Here is an 18,972-nt window from a genome sequence, read left to right on the forward strand (position 1 = left end):
AGGAATTCATCATGAGCCTAGAACAGCTCACTTATTTGTTTGTGGTAGGGTCATTTGTCATTTATATAGCCATTGCTTTTTGGAGCAGGGCATCCAGTACCCGTGAATTTTATGTTGCAGGTGGAGGCGTAACACCTTTAGCCAACGGCATGGCAACTGCAGCTGACTGGATGTCTGCTGCATCATTTATATCATTGGCTGGTATTGTCTCTTTTGCTGGTTATGACGCAAGCGGGTACATCATGGGCTGGACTGGTGGTTATGTGCTTTTAGCGCTATTGCTGGCGCCTTATTTGCGCAAATTTGGTAAATTCACGATCCCCGATTTTGTTGGCGACCGCTATTACTCCAATTTGGCACGAGTTGTAGCTGTGGTTTGTGTGATGTTTATTTCGTTCACCTACATTTCAGGTCAGATGCGTGGCACGGGAATCGTATTCTCACGGTTTTTACAGGTAGAAATAGACACTGGCATTATGATTGGAATGGCCGTGGTGTTTGTTTATGCGGTTTTAGGAGGCATGAAAGGCATTACGTACACCCAAGTTGCCCAGTACTGCGTAATGATTTTTGCCTTTACGGTGCCTGCGCTTTTTTTAACATTTTCGATGACAGGGCACTTGTTGCCACAAACGGGTTTAGGCGCAACGCTAGACAATGGCCTGCCGGTGTTGGACCATCTGGACGGTCTCGTCACAGAACTGGGGTTTGCAAGTTTTACTGAAGGTAGTAAAAGTAAAATAGACATGTTTTTCATTACTGCCGCTCTCATGTTTGGTACAGCGGGATTGCCTCACGTCATTGTCCGTTTTTTCACCGTCCCCAGGGTTAGAGATGCTCGTATATCGGCAGCATGGGCTCTAGTTTTTATAGCAGTGCTTTATTCTACTATCCCTGCAGTAGCAGCTTTTGGCCGAATTAACCTTATTGAAACGGTTAACGGCGTAGACAATATGGGCACGCCATATGAAGAAATGCCCCAATGGTTCAAAAAGTGGGAGAACGCAGGTTTGATTGCTTGGTATGATCATAACGCTGATGGCCGCACTCAATATGCTGCTGGAGATGCCTTTACTGGTCGACAACATAAACCTATATATTGGGGTGCTGCAAAAGATGAAGTGGCGCGAAACTTTTATTCTAATCAACGACATGTAGTGAATCCAAGCAGTGGCGAATTCGACCCAAAGGTACAACCATTTGCTAATGAGATATATGTTGATCCAGACATTATGGTTTTAGCCAACCCAGAAATAGCAGGGTTACCAAACTGGGTTATCGCATTAATTGCTGCAGGTGCAATGGCTGCTGCACTGTCTACGGCTGCTGGCCTATTATTGGTAATTGCGACATCGGTGTCCCATGATTTGTTGAAAAAAACTATCCGGCCACAAATTACTGACCGGCAGGAGCTTTTGGCTGCGCGTCTGGCAGCTATGGTCGCGGTGCTTATTGCTGGGTACTTGGGAATGCATCCCCCTGATTATGTGGCTGCTGTGGTGGCTTTGGCCTTTGGCTTAGCATGTGCTTCATTTTTTCCAGTTATCATTATGGGTATCTTTTACCAAAGGATGAATAAGTATGGAGCCATTAGTGGCATGTTGGTCGGTTTGATATCCACACTTTGCTATATTGTCTATTTTAAGTTTATGGGAGGCGAGCCGCAGGATTGGCTATTAGGTATTTCGCCTGAAGGTTTCGGTGCTGTAGGTATGGTGTTGAACTTTATTGTGGCTTATTTAGTGGCTCACTTAACACCAGAGCCTCCTAAGCATATTCAGCAGATCGTGCAAAATATTCGGGTGCCAGGAAATAGTGGATCGGCATATTATTGATCAATGGAGTGGTTTTATGAGTGTTGTACGGTGAAATATGCATTCTAGTGGCGCGTTTAATGCTGACGTCTTGCCGTTTAATTTATTAGATGATGACGAGTATACGCTGCTGCAAGATAATCTTGATATTGGGTACTATGAAGCTAAAGAAGTAATTATTAGCACTGGTGATGTGCCAGAAGGCTTGTATATTATTCTTAAAGGGTGCGTCAGTGAGCTTGATGTAAAAAGTGCAGATAAGCGCCTTGGCCACACCTTTGTGCACTACACAAACAATGATTACTTCGGCGCATGGTCGGCTTTACGTGGCAGCTCAATCCATGACTTTGTGGCTGATGAGGAAACTATTTGTTATATCCTTCCTACTAAAGTCTTGTTGGACCTTATCTATCGAAATCCTAATTTCGGTGATTTTTTTAACAAAAGTCTTTCCTTACAAAATGAACTACTAAAGCAAAAAAATGATTCATTAAACATGACGGAATTTATGCTAGCTCGCATAGATAGTTCGTGCATGCGCGAGGCGTCATTACTACCCGATGGCACTAATCTGGAGGAAGCCACTCAGTTTATGAGTGATCAGCAAATTGATTGTGCTTTGGTGCAACGCGGTAAACGTTATGGCATGGTTACGCGGTCAGACTTGTTAAATGCGATTGTATTAGACAAACTTCCAATAACGACGGATGCGCGAGTCATCGCTAACTATCGGCTTATTACCGTGGAGTCTGGCGATTACCTTTTTAACGCGCTCATTTTGATGACGCTCCATCAGATTGATAGGGTAGTCGTGATGCAAAGCTCTGAACTGCATGGGATTATTGATCTGGCAGATACCTTAAGTTATTTTTCAAGCCATTCCCACGTCGTGGGGTTGCGTATAGAGCGTGCAAGTAGTATTGAAGAGCTCAAAGGCGCGGCAGGGGACATGAGCAAGCTCATTCGTTCACTCTACTCTCAAGGCGTTAAGGTTCGCTTTGCTATGGATCTACTAGCGGCCCTGAATAAACGCTTAATGTCTAAACTATTTAATTTAATCGTTCCAGAAAATGTACTGCCTCACGTGTGTCTAGTCGTTATGGGCAGTGAAGGCCGTGGCGAACAGATTGTAAGGATTGATCAGGACAATGGCCTTATTATGCGTGATGGCTTAGATTGGCCTGAATGTCATGAAACTATGGAGCGCTATACTCAGGCCTTAGTTGGCCTAGGTTATCCACCCTGTCCCGGGCAAGTAATGGTGAATAACCCATTTTGGGTGCAGCCTATTAGCACATGGACCCAACGTATGCGTGACTGGGTAGCTAAGGCTGACAGTGATAGCTTACTTAATTTAGCGATATCTATTGATGCCTACCCAGTGGCAGGCAATAAGGCGTTGTTTAAAACAAGTCGTAATTGGTTGTTAAGAGAGTTACAGCAACAACAACGGTTTTTGTCGTCCTTTGCAGAAGTTGCACTGGCGTTTGAAACACCATTAAATTTTTTAGGTGGAATTAGAGATAGAGCGGCAGGAGTTGACGTTAAGAAGGGGGGTATTTTTCCAATTGTGCATGGAATCAGAGTGCTGGCTATGCAGTATCAGATTGCTGAAAATAATACCTATAAGCGTATTGAAAGTTTAATTAAGCTTGGTGTTTTACCTCAGCGTTTGGGCAGTGAACTGATGGAATCTTTTTCAATATTGCAGTGGTTCCGCTTAGCCCACCATCTTAATCAACAAGAACAGGACTTTAGTACAGAGGACCTCAATAATGACGTTAATTTAGCTGCTCTGGATCGTTTAGAAAAAGATTTATTGCGACAATCCTTTCAGGTGGTTAAAGATTTTAAGAAACACTTGTCTCTTAGGTATCGCCTAGGCTTGGGGCTATGATGATTAAGCGCCGGTTGCGGCGTATTAAAGATGTGTGGAAAATACGTCAGCTCAAGAGTCGATGGGAGCTGCTTTTCCAACGCTACCAAGGAAAAGAACTAGTCTCTTTGGATATTGAAACAACGAGTTTGGACATCTCTAAAGCACAGATATTATCTATAGCCGCAGTGGTTATTAAGGGTAACCGAGTATTGAGTAGTGAAAAATTACACCTTACCTTGTCGCCCCCCAAAGACCTGCCAAGGGCTTCTGTAAAAATCCATAAACTGCGTAGAATAGACTTGAACGAAGGTTTGCCCATTGCTGAGGCATTAGAAAAAATGCTGAAGTTTATAGGTAACCGGCCGATTGTAGGATATAACATAGGCTATGACCTAGCTGTGTTAGATCAATATCTAAGGCCATTGTTTGATTTTGGTATGCCTAATCGATATATTGATGTGATGGATTTGTATCGTAAAAAGACACAGCTATCTGGTGGTGTCGAATGTCAAATTAACCTGTCCTTTGAGGCAATTTGTAATGGTTTAGATGTGCCAGTACTGGGGCGTCATACAGCGTTGGGTGACGCAATCACTACCGCCATTATCTATGTGCGATTAAAGTCTTCAGTCAGTCTCTAAAATATTTTATTAACCTGTCTAAAGCACGTAAAGTTTTAAAGGCAGGTGCTTAAAAATACACCTTTGCTTTAATTTTCACGACAGAACCAGCGGGTGACAAAAGATAGTTGGCTAAGGTTCTTGAGTTCGTGGCTGGCGATTAAAACCTTTTAATCCTGACGGGCTATTTAGTGCCATTAAAACATGAATTGGTGAGGTAAATTTAGTCACTGTATAGGCTAACTTGGTTCGCATTTTCCTGCCAAACAGATATAATAAAGTGTCCAAATGTTAATGAGCTAGCGATAAGTGTCATTTACTCCTTCTTTCGATGTCCATCTTTTGTGCACAAGCGCTTTGGCTTGTGAGAGGGATTCACGCGTTTTATACAATGACCTTAACTTTGTCGTTAAGCCCGGGCATCTGTGGCACGTAAAGGGTCGCAATGGTGCCGGAAAAACCACCTTATTACGTCAGCTAGCAGGCCTTCATCCAGTGGACACTGGAGAGGTGCTGTACTCTAATAATTCTATCAAGATGATTTATATTGGCCATAAATTAGGCCTTAAAGAGCAACTTACAGCTGATGAGAATCTATGTTGGCTTGCAGGGCTGGATGGATCATCAACCCAAAGTCAAAGATATGCTGCCCTAGAGCATGTGGGCCTAAGAGGTTATGAAGAGAATCCTGTTGCACAGCTGTCGGCGGGTCAGAAACGAAGAGTGGCTTTGGCTCGACTACATCTTTGTAAAGCCGACGTTTGGCTGCTAGATGAACCTTTTACATCACTGGATCAGCAAGGCATAATTGACGAGATAGATTGGCTAAGGCAGCATACACGCGCAGGTGGTGCAGTGTTGATGACTAGCCACCAAGACATAAACTTGCCAAACGTTAAAATTTTAGACCTAGGTCAATATTCCCCACTATTAGGCGAATGCCTCCCTGATAAAGGTAGCTCGATAATATGATCAGATATATGTGGGCCATTGTCCGTCGTGATTTATTGCTAGTGGCTAGGCAGCCTGCAGAAATGATTAACCCTTTAGTATTCTTCTTGTTGGTTATAGCGCTATTTCCTTTAGGTGTTAGTCCGGAGGCGGCACTTTTATCGCAAACAGCGGCAGGTGTGATCTGGGTGGCAGCCATGTTAGCCACGCTGCTGTCTTTGGAGTTATTATTTAAGCTAGATCATGATGATGGCAGTTTAGAACAGTTGCTGTTGGCCCCATATCCTAGTTGGAGTTTAGTGCTTGCCAAAGTTTTTGTGCATTGGTTAGTTAGTGGGTTACCTTTAATATTGATATCACCATTAATAGCGACGATGTTATTTTTGCCGAGCCACGCTGTGCCCACTTTGATGTTAAGTCTGCTAATAGGCACGCCAACTCTAAGTCTATTAGGTGCGATTGGGGCAGCATTGGTTACTGGGGTAAGAGGTGGCGGTATGTTGCTTACGTTATTAATTTTGCCTTTGTATGTGCCAGTGATTATTTTTGGCGCTTCCAGTGTTGCTGCTGCAGCACAAGGTATGGCAATAGGTGGTTATATGGCCTTATTGGCTGCGATGTTTGTTTTTGCATTAATGATAACGCCTTGGTCAGCAGGTTCGGCGCTAAAACTATGAAACAAACTATTAAAAAGAGATGAAATTTATGACCGAATCTAGTTGGCGCATGCCCCGTTGGTTTCATCAAATGGGTTCGCCTAAGTGGTTTTATGGTTTTGCCGGCATACTGCAACCATGGTTTGCAATAGCGGCTTTAGGGTTGCTCACGTGGGGTGCTGTATGGGGCCTGGCTTTTGCGCCAGCAGATTATCAACAAGGTAATAGTTTTCGGATCATGTATGTGCATGTGCCAGCGGCTATCTTGTCTCAATCTATATTTTTAGGGATGGCTGTTGCTGGTGCAGTTGGCCTTGTTTGGAAGATGAAAGTGGCTTTTATGGTGGCCCGTAGCTGTATTGCTATTGGTGCAACATTCACCGCAATAGCCTTGGTGACGGGTGCCATTTGGGGCAAGCCAACGTGGGGCGCTTATTGGGTTTGGGATGCGCGTCTTACATCGACCTTAGTGCTGTTTTTTCTTTATGCTGGAATCATGGCGCTAAATCAGGCTATTAGTGAGCGCCACATCGCGGGTAAAGCTACTGCTATATTGGCCATCGTAGGTACTATTAATATCCCTATAATTAAATATTCTGTAGAATGGTGGAATACCTTACACCAAAGCTCTAGCTTTACATTGACAGCAAAACCAAGCATGCCCGCAGATATGTATTTGCCCCTACTGTTAACAGTATTGGGCAGCTACTGCCTTTTTGCGTTAGTGGTGTTGATGCGCACTCGGTCGCAAATAGTGCAAAGCCAAAGTGGTGCAAGTTGGCTGATGCAACATCGGGATATTACTGGAGCTTAATCATGTATTTTGAATCTTTAGAGGCACTATTGAACATGGCAGGGCATGGTCCTTATGTTTGGTCTTGTTATGGTCTATTTTTTGCCCTTTTGGGTATTAATGTGTGGCATGCGAAAAGGCAACAATTGAAGGCCCTGAAGCAGGTAAAAGCATTTGTTCGACGCAACTCGTAATTAATAGGCCTACACCCATGTTGATGCATCCTAAAAGACGTAAGAAATTGATACTTATACTGGCATTACTTGCAGGCACTGGTGTGATTGTGGGCTTGGTGCTTTATGCTTTATCACAGAATATAAATCTGTTTTTTTCACCATCAGATATGGCTCAAGGCAAGGCGCCAGCGCATCAGCGAATTAGAGCTGGTGGTATGGTTCGAGAGGGCAGTTTAGTGCGTGCTACAGACAGCTTAAAAGTACGCTTTGTTATTACTGATTTTGTGGAGAATGTAAACGTTGATTATACCGGCATATTGCCGGATCTGTTTCGCGAAGGTCAAGGCATTGTTGCCCAAGGCAAGATGAACGATGAGGGTATATTTGTAGCTGATGAAGTGTTAGCAAAACATGATGAAAATTATATGCCGCCAGAAGTGATTCAAGCGTTAAATGAGGCCAAGGCTGCAAGTTCAGGTGCACCAAAAAGCAACTCCCAAGCAATAGCTACCCAAACCGTAAAAGAGACGTCAAAATGATTCCAGAAATTGGACATGTGGCTTTAATACTGGCCTTATTTTTAGCCCTAAGTTTGGGCTTTTTGCCTATGCTAGGCTCATACACTGGCCAAACGCGCCTAATGCTAAGTGCCAAGCCTCTGGCTGTAGGGCTTGGGGTAATGTTACTTATTGCCTTTGCCATGTTGATGATTGCCTTTGCTCAAGATGACTTTAGTGTGCGCTACGTCGCTGAGAATTCAAATACTGCGCTGCCCATGCAGTATAAACTCAGTGCAGTATGGGGTGGGCATGAAGGCTCTTTACTTCTGTGGGTAGTCATTCTTGGCATGTGGACTATGGCTGTAAGCCTATTGAGTGAAAGCCTACCATTGACCATGCAAGCCAGAGTTTTGGCCGTGATGGGTATGATCGGTGTGGGCTTTATCTCCTTTACGCTTTTAACCAGTAACCCCTTCTGGCGCTTACTTCCAGAAGCGGCTCTTCAGGGCGCAGACTTAAACCCCTTATTACAGGACTTTGGCCTAATTGTTCACCCACCCATGTTGTATATGGGTTATGTTGGGTTTTCCGTGGCTTTCTCGTTTGCTATAGCGGCCCTATTAGACGGCCATTATGATGCAGCTTGGGTACGATGGTCGCGGCCATGGACAAGTGTTGCATGGGCTTTTTTAACCGCAGGTATAGCTCTAGGTAGTTGGTGGGCATACTACGAACTTGGTTGGGGCGGTTGGTGGTTTTGGGACCCCGTTGAGAATGCTTCGTTTATGCCATGGCTAGTGGGTACAGCCTTATTGCATTCCTTGGCCGTATCAGAAAAGCGAGGGTTATTTAAAAACTGGACATTACTATTAGCTATTCTGGCCTTTAGCCTGAGTTTGTTGGGTACGTTTTTGGTGCGTTCAGGTGTATTAACCTCAGTGCATGCTTTCGCCTCTGACCCAGATCGTGGCTACTATGTATTGGTGTTATTGGCGATTACAGTGGGTGGTTCCTTAGTATTGTTTGCTATACGTGCAACTACTGTCGAGAGTCGTGTTGGCTATCGTTTTTGGTCCCGTGAAACTTTTTTGTTGTCTAACAATATACTCTTAATTATAGCCGCACTAACCGTGTTACTTGGCACTTTGTATCCTTTGTTTTTGGATGCTATGGGTGGTGGAAAAATTTCTGTTGGCCCGCCGTATTTTAATGCAGCCTTCGTGCCTTTAATGGTTTTGCTCATTATTTCGATGGGCTTAGGTTTGGGCTCTAAATGGAAACGAATCAACCCCAGTGAACTATGGCGACTATTGCGCTCTCCTGCGCTTATAGCAATTGTACTTGGTATAGCGTTTCCATTTGTCTATAGTGGTGAGTTTAATCCATCAACAGCGTTAGCGGCTGCATTATTGGTGTGGCTGTTATCAGCGTCTTGGGTGGATCTAAGAAGAAGGCTGCGGCACCAAACTTGGTGGCAAGGTTTGCGCCAATTAAACCCCGGTTACTATGGCATGTTACTGGCGCATATGGGTATAGGTGTCACTGCTTTGGGTATTGCGGTTGTAAGCCACTACTCGTTGCAAAAAGATCTGCGTATGGATATTGGCGATAAAGCGACTCTAGGGCAGTATGAATTTACCTTTATGGGCGTTGAAAATGTCACTGGGCCTAATTTTACTGCCATCGAAGGTAGGGTTAAGCTAGTCAAAATTGGTGAGGAACCTGATTACTTATTACCCCAAAAGCGGACTTATACCAGCCGTGGCCAAACGATGACAGAGGCTGCAATAGATCCAGCGCTAAGTCGCGATGTTTATGTGGCAATGGGTGAGCCTCTAGCGGAGGGAGCCTGGGCTATGCGCTTGCATATAAAGCCTATGATTCGTTTAATTTGGCTGGGAGCCCTGATGATGGCCTTGGGAGGAGTATTAGCGGTATGGGACAAGCGTTATCGGCGAAAAAAATCAACCATTGACGGAGCTCTGCCATGAACACCACCACAAAAAGGCTATTGATGCTGTTGCCAACGCTACTGGCCTTTACTTTAGGCCTGTTTTTATACCAGGGTATTGGCCAAGATCCTAATAAAATGGAATCAAGTTTAATTGGCCTTCCGTTGCCAAAATTTAATGCTCAAACGTTAGTATCTCCCAGTAAAAACGTGACTCAAGCAGACATGCTTGGGCAGCCGGCTTTGGTGAACGTGTGGGCCACTTGGTGCCCCACATGTCGTGCTGAGCATGAGTTTTTACTCACAATTGCTAAACAGGAAAATATCCGTATTTATGGTGTTAATTACCATGACCAGCGCCCAGCAGCCCAGCAGTGGTTGCAAGACTTGGGTGACCCTTACGTATTTTCTGTATTTGATCCAAAGGGAGTGTTGGGTATAAATCTGGGTGTAGTGGGCGCTCCAGAAACTTACTTAATTGATGCGCAAGGTGTTGTTATTGACAAGCTTACAGGTGAGCTCAATGAAAGGACCTGGCCTCTGCTTCGCAGTCAATATTTAACTTTGCTGCAGGAAACAAACTAATGGTAAAGGTTGCTTTAGTTAGCCTGTTTTTATGTTTGGCAAGTTTGGCTGTTCCACTGGTTCAAGCAGACATTAAATCATACGAATTTGCAGAGCCAGAAATGGCCCAGCGGTTTGTGGACTTAACCACAGTCTTGCGTTGTCCTAAATGTCAAAACCAAAATTTGGCTGATTCAGATTCGATTATCGCTAAAGACCTTCGTGAGCAAGTACAAACGTTAATAAATACAGGCCAAACTAATCAACAGATTACTGAATTTATGGTACAGCGCTATGGTAATTTTATCTTGTATGACCCACCACTGAACAAAGCTACACTAGTGCTTTGGCTGGCGCCAATTGGCATGGTGCTTATTGGCTTGTGGGCCTTGTGGTTTTTTGGTCGTAAAACCCATGTTCAGGGTGCGATGTTATCACCATCTGAACAACAAAAGTTGGATCAGCTTTTAGCAGAAAACCGGACTCCGGGCAGGGATTAAATAATGACTGAACTATGGGCAGCTATTGCTCTTTTACTGTGTTTAACCAGTGGTTTTGTGCTGTGGGCTTGGTGGCGACCCCTGCCAGTATCTTCCTCAGCCAATAACAGGCATGAGGCGATTGTAGCGCTTTATCGAGTGAAACAAATAGAGCTGGATGAAGAACTTGCTTCAGCGCAGATCAACCGTAGTGACTATGATCAGCGCTTAGCCGAAATGCAACGGACATTATTGCTAGAAACATCAGATTCCCCAGCCCCTGTTAGCTCGCCCAATCATGCTGGGGGTCTATTATTGTTGTTTATCGCGTTAGTTATTCCAGTCGCTGGGTTGCTAACCTATATTCAACTAGGGTCATATGGCGGCTTGGAACAAAGTGTTAACTTACAAAATACCCGTTCGATTGCTGCCTCTTCAACCTCTTTACCAACGCTGGTTAGCAGCCTTGAAGATGAATTGAAAAATAGGCCGAATAATCCAGAAGGATGGTATTTATTGGCCAATAGTTATATGCAAGCAGAGCAAACTGCTATGGGTATTGCTGCATTTGAGCAGGCATTAAATTATGTTCAGGCTGGAAGCCGTCAACAAGCGGCATTACTAGGTCAGTATGCGCAAGCTTTGTTCTTCAATGAAGGTGAGTTTAGTCAGCGTGTCAATGAGGCCATTGCTGCAGCGATGGCGCAAGACCCTAAAGATGTGTCAGCCTTAAGTTTGTTAGGCATTCAAGCTTTTGAAAGCGAAAATTATGATGCGGCTATACAGTTTTGGCAACGTGCTTTGCCTAGAGCGGGTGAGGGTCAGGGTAAAGCATCACTGCAAGCCGGAATTAACAGTGCACAACAAATGCTCAATGAAGACCCAAGCATGGGGTTAGGTGTGTCTTTACCCATAGAGGTTTCTTTGGCTAATGGGTTATCAATACCTGAGTCATCCCAAGCAGTACTATTTGTTTATGCTAGGCAGGCTAACCAAGGTATGCCTCTGTTTGCAATCAAACTCAACCCTAGCAACCTGCCATTAGATGTGCTTCTCACTGATGCGATGGCTCTTCAGCAGGGAACCCGTTTAGCTAATTATAAAACCTTAAACCTTAGTGCCCATGTTGCTATGGCGGGCTTAGCTGGACAAAAATCTGGTGACTTTATCAGTCAAACCCTAACCGTCACTATTGCTACTGAAGGCACTGAAAAAGTATATTTGACCATTGACCAAATCCTGAAGTAACCTACTTCAAAGAATAACAATATTAGAGTTTATAGATGCGCCTAAAGAGCATCAAATTAGCTGGTTTTAAATCATTTGTTGATCCCACCAAGGTCAGCTTACCTAGCAACCTGTGTGCTGTGGTTGGCCCCAATGGTTGCGGTAAATCTAACGTTATCGATGCAGTGCGTTGGGTGATGGGAGAAAGTTCAGCCAAAAACTTGCGTGGCGAAAGTGCTACTGATGTAATTTTTAATGGATCCTCTAGTCGCCAACCTGTTGGCCAAGCTACTGTTGAGCTCATGTTCGACAATCAAGATCGCACCTTAGCTGGTGAATTTGCTGGCTACAATGAGGTGTCAATCCGTCGGAAGGTAACTCGTGAAGGCCTGTCTACCTATTTTTTAAATGGCCAGAAGTGCCGTAGACGTGATGTTACAGATTTATTTTTAGGCACTGGCCTTGGACCTCGAAGCTATTCTATTATTGAGCAGGGCATGATTTCTCGCTTAATTGAATCTAGGCCGGAAGAGCTACGTGTTTACATTGAGGAAGCCGCTGGTATTTCTCGCTATAAAGAGCGTCGACGTGAAACTTCTAATAGAATCAGCCGAAGCCGTGAAAACCTAGCGCGCTTGCAAGACATTAGAGAAGAACTTGGTCGGCAATTAGAGACTCTAAAACAGCAAGCGACTGCAGCAGAGCAATACACCCAGTTAAAACAAAATGAACGTCAACATAAGTCTCAGCTTGCAGCGCTGCAATGGCGTGATTTACGACAAAAGCTTGCAGATCAGCGCGTTCACATGGGTCGTATTGAAGACGAAATTGTTTTACAACGCAGCGAACAAGATGCCCGTTTTGCACAAATAGATGTACAAAAAAATGATTTATCGGTGCTCAATGATGCCTTCACCCAGGAACAAGGCGAGTTTTACAGTTTGGGTGCTGGTATTGCCCGCTTAGAACAAACCATAGAGCATCAAAAGCAACAGCAGCAAAGATGGCAGGCCGATACCACTGAAGCAGAGCAACAGCTTCGCCGTATCGAAGAAGCATGTGCTATCGATGGCAAAGAACTGAGTCATTTAAGTCAGGAACAAGATGAGCTTGCATTAGACACGGAATTAGCCTCAGAACAACTGCTTGAAGCCCAGACATGGTTTCAAGAACAAGAAGAGCATCGCCAAAGCTGGCAGCTTTTATGGCAGCAAAAAAATGATCAGCAAGCGCATTTAAAGAGTGCCATTGAAGTCGCTAAAATGGGCTTGCAGCACCAACAACAGCAAGCGGTCCAAACGCAACAAGATCGCCAAAAAAGCGTCACCGAGTTGGATGGCTTAAGCCTGCCGAACACGGATGATGTCAGGCTATTAGAAGAGCAGATTGACCAGCACCAGCAGCAGCAACAAGATTTGACAGAGCAGCTTTCAACGTTGGAGCATCAGCTTTTAACATTAAGACAGTATGAGCGTGAACACCAGGAACAGCTAGACGGACAGGTACAGGAGCTTGGGACCTTATCAGGCCAACTAGCGTCTTTGCGCGTTTTGCTAACAGAGACTGAGCAGGATGCGGCGCAGTTGCCCACCCAGTGGCACGCTGATGTCAGTCAGAAACTGATCGATACTATGCATGTTGAGAGTGGTTGGGAAGCTGCTGCAGAGCATGTATTACAAGACTGGCTTGGAGGTTATTTGCTGGCCCAACTGCCAGATAAATCTGTAGGTAAGCTGTCTGATGTTAGGGGGCTAGCATTGCTGGTACCCTTTTTGGATCAAAAGCCTAAGGGTGGCATTATGCCTTTTTCAACTTTACTTGAAAAGCTTGACGCGCCTGCTGGATTAGAAGGTTTGTTGGCGCAAGTTTATGTAGCAGACAACTGGCATGAAGCTAACGACTTACTCGCCAGTTTGCCAATCTATGCCAGTATTATTCTGCCAGACGGCTTATGGTTGGGCCATGGCTGGATACGCACTCCGCCAAGAAAAGGTAGTGCTACTGGGGTATTAAGGCGTAAGCACCAGCTTCAAACTTTGGCATTGCAGCAGGAAACGTTGCTCGAACTGCAGCACGCTACCCAAACAAAACTAACATCGGTTCGAGAGGGCGCGTTGGCAGCGGAACATAGGTTAAATCAACTCCGTCAAAAATGGCAGCTGGGTCAAAATCAGTATCAGCAACAGCAGCAAGCGCTGGCATTAGTGCAGCTAAAAAGTCAACAAGGCCTAGTGCAACAGCAAAACTTGCTTCAACGTATTCAAGAACAAGCCGTTAGATTGCGACACTTAGATGACGCAATTGCAGTTTTGCAAGAGGAATTGAGTGAGCATCAATTGGTGTTAGAGACAGCGCAGCTGAATTTGCCAGAGTTGGAAGCAGATAAGCAAAGTACAGAAGCTCAGTTAAGTCAAGCAAGGCTAGGGTTTAGTCAAAAACAACAACAGGTCATTCAGCTTCAGGCGCGTATGGACGTTGTTTTGGCGCAAAAGACTAGTTTGGGGCGGTCAATTGAGCGCATGCAAGAGCAGCGGGTTGAGTGGCGTGATAAGCAAGCTGAAATTCAATCTAGAGGTGATCTGCACCATGCTGAAGATAACCTATCGGATAGCCTGACGGACCAGTTAGAAGCGTTGCTTATACGTCGCTTGGATACAGAGACTGCGATGGAGCAGCAGCGTCATGGTATTAACAATCTAGAGCAGTTGATACGCCAGCTAGAACAGCAGCAATTAAAACAAGAGCATGATATCCAGCAAAAGGATGTGCTTTTGCAGGATCAACGCTTAATAGAACGCGAGTTAGAGGTGAATGCAGATCATATTAAGCACGCGATGATTGAGCAAAATGTCCGAGTCGAAAAGCTTGCTGAAATCTTGCCTGAGTTGATAGATCAAAAAAAATTAAGCACTCTACTAGAGCAGTGTCAGAACCGCATTAAAAAATTAGGCGCAATTAATCTAGTAGCCATTGAAGAATATAAACTGCAACTAGAACGTAAAACATTTCTCGATCATCAGTATGACGAGTTAATTGAAGCTTTAAATAGTTTAGAGCAGGCCATTTTTAAGATTGATAAAGAAACTCGCGCGCGATTTAAACAAACTTTTGACACGGTTAATGAAAGTTTAAATACCTTGTTCCCCAAAGTGTTTGGCGGTGGACGCGCTTCCCTTGAACTTACTGATGACGATATGCTTGCAACAGGTGTCACCATCATGGCGCAACCCCCGGGTAAAAGAAATAGTAGTATTCACCTCTTATCAGGTGGAGAAAAGGCTTTGACTGCGATTGCTTTAGTGTTTTCTATTTTTCAGCTCAACCCGTCACCTTTTTGTATGTTAGACGAAGTAGATGCCCCTCTTGATGATGCTAATGTGGAGCGATATGCGCGCTTAGTTAAAGAAATGTCATCTCAGGTGCAATTTATTTATATTAGTCATAATAAAATTGCCATGGAAATGGCGACTCAGTTACTCGGAGTTACTATGCAAGAAGCGGGTGTTTCTCGAGTGGTAAGTGTGGATGTAGCCCAAGCAATTAATATGACAGAGTAACTGCTGCCTTTTTAAGCATTAAATTAGGCACTATTGTTAGGTTTTATTGGCTTTAATGTGTATATCCTTAAATAAGTCTATAAAAACAACGCCTAAAGGTGTTATATCTATAATTTTGGAGGTATAGTCTAATTCTACCATTTAGGCTTTTTTTGGCCCATAATAAAAATTTTTAAAGATCAATAATCTTATGACGTTAACAGCTTGGTTATTAGTGTTTGGTGGTTTAACTGTTACTGCGATAGTAATAGACGGTTTGCGAAGAATGTTTGCCAGCCACGCAGCTCTAAAAATTGATATTGATGAAAGTTTATGTGGTCTGCATCAAGAAGAGTTCACTAGCGAGCTTCCAAACGGTGGAGCAAGGGCTGTTGGACCTGGAGTTATTGTTTTGGCATCTAGCGATGGCAGCGACTCTGACATCGAGCCCTATGCTGAACTGGAGCCTATGGCACTTGAGTTGGGCGATATAACGCTTGACGAAGTCTCAGTTGAACCCTTTCTGGAGATTGAAGTTGAAGAAGCTTCAGTTGAGCCCTCGCTAGAAATCAAAGTTGAAGCAACGGCCTCTTTAGTTGAGGCTGATACTGCCGTGCTTGCAGTTGAAGATCGTCATGAAGAACTCCAAGAGCAATTCCAACAACAACTTCACCAAGATGATGCCGAACTTTTTCTGCACGATGAATCAGATGATCAAGATGCTTTGGTGTCTGGTGGCATTGATACGCACCCCAATGAAGAAAATTTCATCCTTGAATCGGTGCCAGTGAACGAAAGTATTGCAGCAAATGCTGTGTTGACTGAGACCGCTGATGCCGGGGAAATAGACTCAGACGTCGTTGCTGATGCACGGGTGCCTTCGTTAAATTTTGACCCTACACGGCCAGTGCATGAATGGGTAGAAACAAATTCAATGGTGCAAAGCGACTTATTTGCAGAGCAAGACCTTACAGAGTTAGCTACTGTTAAAAGTCATGTGCCTCATGAGCTGCTTGAAAGCAGTGATGATATTTTGTTTAGTGATACAGGCATAGAGGATATAGCTGCCAGCGGGGCTGAGCACTTGGCAAAAATTAGTCAAGACGAAAGCCTCTCTACCAAATTAGCCAAAGTCACCTCCATGACCTTTGGTAAAAAACTACTCAGCCGCAAGCGTGTAGCTGCTCAGTCTGCGCTTGACCTAGCTTTAGTGGAAGAGCGGTCCAACAATGTTCCTGCTGTAGAACAAGTAATTAGTATTCTTGTCACTGCCAATGACACGCAAGGTTTTTATGGTAGTCAGTTACTTAAGCTAGTTGAAGCGTGTGGACTAGTTCATGGTGAAATGGATATATTCCATCGGTTCGAAGATGGTCTGAGATTAGGCAAAACCCAATTTAGTATGGCCAACATGATGGAGCCAGGGACCTTTAATCTAAAAGAAATGGAACATTTACACAGCCCAGGGGTAGTTTTCTTTTTGGGTTTGCCAACTGCTCAAGACAGCATGCAAGCATTTGACTATATGCTCGAAACTGCGCAGTGCTTAGCCACTAATCTTGGTGGTGAGGTGCTTGATGAACAACGAAGTGTAATGCGTCCACAAACTATTGAGCATTGCCGCCAACAAATTCGTGAATTTGAGCGACGTAACATGACCCGACGCGCACAGCTTTAATTCATCATTAGTCTGAAGTTATTCATGTCAAATTCTGCCAAAACGCCACTAGACGTTATTAAACAACAACTACGCCAGCATAACCATAGTTACTATATATTGGACGACCCCAGTATTCCTGATGCGGAATATGATCGTCTAATGCAACAATTATTAACTATAGAGGCAGAACATCCACAATGGGTGACTGCAGATTCTCCCAGCCAACGAGTAGGAGATAAGCCCCTCGCAGGTTTTCAACAAGTGACCCATGCCCTACCTATGTTGTCTTTGGATAACGCCTTTAACGGGGAAGATCTGCGAGAATTTGATCGCCGTGTTAGAGAGCGCCTGAACAAGTCTTCTGGTAGACCCGTAGAAGAAGATATCATCTACGCCTGTGAGCCTAAACTAGACGGCATCGCCGTAAGCCTTACGTATAAAAACGGCCTATTAGTTACCGGAGCAACCCGAGGTGATGGTAGTCGTGGCGAAGACATTACTCAAAATATGCGCACCTTAGACTCGGTACCTTTGCGCCTTATAGGCAAAGGTTGGCCTGAAACTTTAGAAATCCGTGGCGAAGTTTACATGCCTAGTGCAGGATTTGAAGCCCTTAATAAAAGTTTGCTTGATAAAGGTTTAAAGACTTATGTCAATCCCAGAAATACGGCAGCTGGAAGCTTGCGACAGCTAGATAGCAAAGTTACTGCCCAAAGACCGCTAGAACTATGTGCCTATAGCATTGGCCTGGTTAGCGATAAAAATGCTTTGCCAACAAAACACTTTGATATTCTACACCAGCTCCAAGCCTGGGGTTTTAAGATAAATGCTGAAATGCGTCGGGTGCAGGGGATTGAAGCGTGTCTAAACTACTACCAAGCATTAGCCTCTAAGCGTACTCTTTTGGCCTATGAAATTGATGGTATCGTCTTTAAGGTTGATCAATTAGAACTGCAAAAAAGCTTAGGTTTTGTTGCTCGTGCTCCCCGTTGGGCAATTGCCCATAAATTTCCTGCCCAAGAAGAAATGACTCAACTTTTAAAAGTTGATTTTCAGGTTGGGCGGACAGGAGTAGTGACCCCTGTAGCGCGTCTTAAACCTGTTTTTGTGGGTGGTGTCACTGTCAGTAATGCCACTTTACATAATATGGACGAAATACGGCGATTAGACCTGCATTTAGGTGATACAGTAATAGTAAGGCGAGCGGGTGATGTAATCCCTAAGGTTGTTAAAGTGGTGCTGGAGCGTCGCCAAGTGCCAGCAGAGATAATAAACCCGCCAGCGACGTGCCCAATGTGTGATGGGCCTGTAGAAAGAGAAGAGGGTGAGGCTGCCTTAAGGTGTGTTAACGGCTTAACTTGTGGTGCTCAAATCGTGCAGGCGATTAAACACTTTGTCTCTCGTAAAGCTATGGACATTGATGGCCTAGGCGAAAAGCAAGTTCAAACTTTAGTTGAAATGGGTAAAGTTAAGCATGTTGCAGATTTATATACCTTAGACCATCTAGCGTTAGTGGGCATGGATCGCATGGGAGAGAAATCAGCCAGCAATCTCCTATCTGCCTTGCAAAAAAGTAAATCCACCAGTTTAGCTAAATTTCTGTTTAGCCTAGGAATTCGTGAAGTTGGCGAGGCCACTGCTCGCAGCTTAGCGATACACTTCGGCGGTTTAGCAAATATTAAATCGGCTGATATGGAAAGCCTATTAGCCGTAGAGGATGTGGGCCCTATCGTAGCAAATCGGATTCTTCACTTTTTTGCTGACAATGACACTCTTGCAGTGGTTGAAGCGTTACAAAGTGCGGGTTTGCAGTGGCTAGAATTTGATCCTGCAGAAGTCCAGTCTAAGCAACAAAGTTTACCATTTAATGCGCTTACCTTCGTTGTCACTGGCACACTAGCTAGCTTATCTCGTGACGAGCTCAAATTTCAATTACAAGAATTGGGAGCCAAAGTGATGTCAAGTGTGTCCAAGAAAACTGACTACCTTGTAGCAGGAGAGAAAGCTGGCTCTAAACTTGAGAAAGCGCAAGCCCTGCAGGTAGCTGTGCTAGATGAGTCTCAAGCCCTTAGTATGATCGCCAAAGCCTTAGATTAAGGATTCAAGTGTTACTTAGCCACAAGGTAGGCCGTCCTCAATTGTGGGGTCAGGTTAAAATGCAGTTTA

The 18,972-nt window shown here is 44.4% G+C and carries 15 protein-coding genes; all 15 read left to right on the forward strand.

What is annotated here, in order from left to right; genetic code table 11:
• Window positions 1-11: 11 nt before the first annotated feature.
• The 15 genes from ABXT60_RS05750 (at window position 12) to ligA (ending at window position 18,903) form a co-directional block, all read left to right on the forward strand.
• Window positions 12-1,835: a sodium:solute symporter family protein gene (locus tag ABXT60_RS05750; RefSeq protein WP_443631787.1), complete on the forward strand. Its 1,824-nt coding sequence runs from the start codon at window positions 12-14 to the stop codon at window positions 1,833-1,835.
• Window positions 1,836-1,872: 37 nt separating this feature from the next.
• Window positions 1,873-3,711 carry a DUF294 nucleotidyltransferase-like domain-containing protein gene (locus ABXT60_RS05755; protein WP_443631788.1) on the forward strand — a complete coding sequence of 613 codons (1,839 nt, stop codon included), beginning with the start codon at window positions 1,873-1,875 and terminating at the stop codon, window positions 3,709-3,711.
• Window positions 3,708-4,334 (forward strand): 3'-5' exonuclease, encoded by a 627-nt coding sequence (locus ABXT60_RS05760; RefSeq protein WP_443631789.1) that lies wholly within the window; start codon window positions 3,708-3,710, stop codon window positions 4,332-4,334. The genes ABXT60_RS05755 and ABXT60_RS05760 overlap by 4 nt, the downstream gene beginning before the upstream one ends.
• 288 nt (window positions 4,335-4,622) lie before the next feature.
• Window positions 4,623-5,285, forward strand: a complete 663-nt coding sequence (gene ccmA / locus ABXT60_RS05765; protein WP_443631790.1) for a cytochrome c biogenesis heme-transporting ATPase CcmA — start codon at window positions 4,623-4,625, stop codon at window positions 5,283-5,285.
• On the forward strand, window positions 5,282-5,941 hold the full coding sequence (gene ccmB / locus ABXT60_RS05770) for a heme exporter protein CcmB (RefSeq protein ID WP_443631791.1): 660 nt from the start codon (window positions 5,282-5,284) through the stop codon (window positions 5,939-5,941). The genes ccmA and ccmB overlap by 4 nt, the downstream gene beginning before the upstream one ends.
• 28 nt (window positions 5,942-5,969) lie before the next feature.
• On the forward strand, window positions 5,970-6,734 hold the full coding sequence (locus tag ABXT60_RS05775) for a heme ABC transporter permease (protein ID WP_443631792.1): 765 nt from the start codon (window positions 5,970-5,972) through the stop codon (window positions 6,732-6,734).
• A gap of 2 nt (window positions 6,735-6,736) precedes the next feature.
• Window positions 6,737-6,907, forward strand: a complete 171-nt coding sequence (gene ccmD, locus ABXT60_RS05780; protein WP_443631793.1) for a heme exporter protein CcmD — start codon at window positions 6,737-6,739, stop codon at window positions 6,905-6,907.
• A 23-nt stretch (window positions 6,908-6,930) separates the two neighbouring features.
• Window positions 6,931-7,428, forward strand: a complete 498-nt coding sequence (gene ccmE / locus ABXT60_RS05785) for a cytochrome c maturation protein CcmE (protein ID WP_443632071.1) — start codon at window positions 6,931-6,933, stop codon at window positions 7,426-7,428.
• On the forward strand, window positions 7,425-9,380 hold the full coding sequence (locus ABXT60_RS05790; RefSeq protein WP_443631794.1) for a heme lyase CcmF/NrfE family subunit: 1,956 nt from the start codon (window positions 7,425-7,427) through the stop codon (window positions 9,378-9,380). The genes ccmE and ABXT60_RS05790 overlap by 4 nt, the downstream gene beginning before the upstream one ends.
• A complete protein-coding gene (locus ABXT60_RS05795; RefSeq protein WP_443631795.1) occupies window positions 9,377-9,925 on the forward strand; it encodes a DsbE family thiol:disulfide interchange protein in 549 nt (182 codons plus the stop codon). Before ABXT60_RS05790 ends, ABXT60_RS05795 begins: the two co-directional genes overlap by 4 nt.
• The gene (locus tag ABXT60_RS05800) at window positions 9,925-10,404 is read left to right on the forward strand and encodes a cytochrome c-type biogenesis protein (RefSeq protein WP_443631796.1); all 480 of its coding nucleotides are present in this window, start codon (window positions 9,925-9,927) and stop codon (window positions 10,402-10,404) included. The genes ABXT60_RS05795 and ABXT60_RS05800 overlap by 1 nt, the downstream gene beginning before the upstream one ends.
• 3 nt (window positions 10,405-10,407) lie before the next feature.
• Entirely contained in the window at window positions 10,408-11,631 is a 1,224-nt protein-coding gene (gene ccmI, locus ABXT60_RS05805; RefSeq protein ID WP_443631797.1) for a c-type cytochrome biogenesis protein CcmI, read from the forward strand.
• 35 nt (window positions 11,632-11,666) lie between these two features.
• Window positions 11,667-15,167: a chromosome segregation protein SMC gene (smc, locus tag ABXT60_RS05810; RefSeq protein WP_443631798.1), complete on the forward strand. Its 3,501-nt coding sequence runs from the start codon at window positions 11,667-11,669 to the stop codon at window positions 15,165-15,167.
• 190 nt (window positions 15,168-15,357) lie between these two features.
• Entirely contained in the window at window positions 15,358-16,824 is a 1,467-nt protein-coding gene (gene zipA, locus ABXT60_RS05815; protein ID WP_443631799.1) for a cell division protein ZipA, read from the forward strand.
• 24 nt (window positions 16,825-16,848) lie between these two features.
• Window positions 16,849-18,903 carry an NAD-dependent DNA ligase LigA gene (gene ligA / locus ABXT60_RS05820; protein ID WP_443631800.1) on the forward strand — a complete coding sequence of 685 codons (2,055 nt, stop codon included), beginning with the start codon at window positions 16,849-16,851 and terminating at the stop codon, window positions 18,901-18,903.
• Window positions 18,904-18,972 lie beyond the last annotated feature (69 nt).

The organism is Candidatus Njordibacter sp. Uisw_056 (assembly GCF_047730085.1).
GTDB lineage: Bacteria > Pseudomonadota > Gammaproteobacteria > Pseudomonadales > Balneatricaceae > Njordibacter.

Excerpts from the sequence above, each read along its gene's own strand:
- ABXT60_RS05750 (WP_443631787.1), top strand. The coding sequence starts at position 12 with ATGAGCCTAGAACAGCTCACTTATTTGTTTGTGGTAGGGTCATTTGTC.
- ABXT60_RS05755 (WP_443631788.1), top strand. The coding sequence starts at position 1,873 with ATGCATTCTAGTGGCGCGTTTAATGCTGACGTCTTGCCGTTTAATTTA.
- ABXT60_RS05760 (WP_443631789.1), top strand. The coding sequence starts at position 3,708 with ATGATGATTAAGCGCCGGTTGCGGCGTATTAAAGATGTGTGGAAAATA.
- ccmB (WP_443631791.1), top strand. The coding sequence starts at position 5,282 with ATGATCAGATATATGTGGGCCATTGTCCGTCGTGATTTATTGCTAGTG.
- ABXT60_RS05775 (WP_443631792.1), top strand. The coding sequence starts at position 5,970 with ATGACCGAATCTAGTTGGCGCATGCCCCGTTGGTTTCATCAAATGGGT.
- ccmD (WP_443631793.1), top strand. The coding sequence starts at position 6,737 with ATGTATTTTGAATCTTTAGAGGCACTATTGAACATGGCAGGGCATGGT.
- ccmE (WP_443632071.1), top strand. The coding sequence starts at position 6,931 with ATGCATCCTAAAAGACGTAAGAAATTGATACTTATACTGGCATTACTT.
- ABXT60_RS05790 (WP_443631794.1), top strand. The coding sequence starts at position 7,425 with ATGATTCCAGAAATTGGACATGTGGCTTTAATACTGGCCTTATTTTTA.
- ABXT60_RS05795 (WP_443631795.1), top strand. The coding sequence starts at position 9,377 with ATGAACACCACCACAAAAAGGCTATTGATGCTGTTGCCAACGCTACTG.
- ABXT60_RS05800 (WP_443631796.1), top strand. The coding sequence starts at position 9,925 with ATGGTAAAGGTTGCTTTAGTTAGCCTGTTTTTATGTTTGGCAAGTTTG.
- ccmI (WP_443631797.1), top strand. The coding sequence starts at position 10,408 with ATGACTGAACTATGGGCAGCTATTGCTCTTTTACTGTGTTTAACCAGT.
- smc (WP_443631798.1), top strand. The coding sequence starts at position 11,667 with ATGCGCCTAAAGAGCATCAAATTAGCTGGTTTTAAATCATTTGTTGAT.
- zipA (WP_443631799.1), top strand. The coding sequence starts at position 15,358 with ATGACGTTAACAGCTTGGTTATTAGTGTTTGGTGGTTTAACTGTTACT.
- ligA (WP_443631800.1), top strand. The coding sequence starts at position 16,849 with ATGTCAAATTCTGCCAAAACGCCACTAGACGTTATTAAACAACAACTA.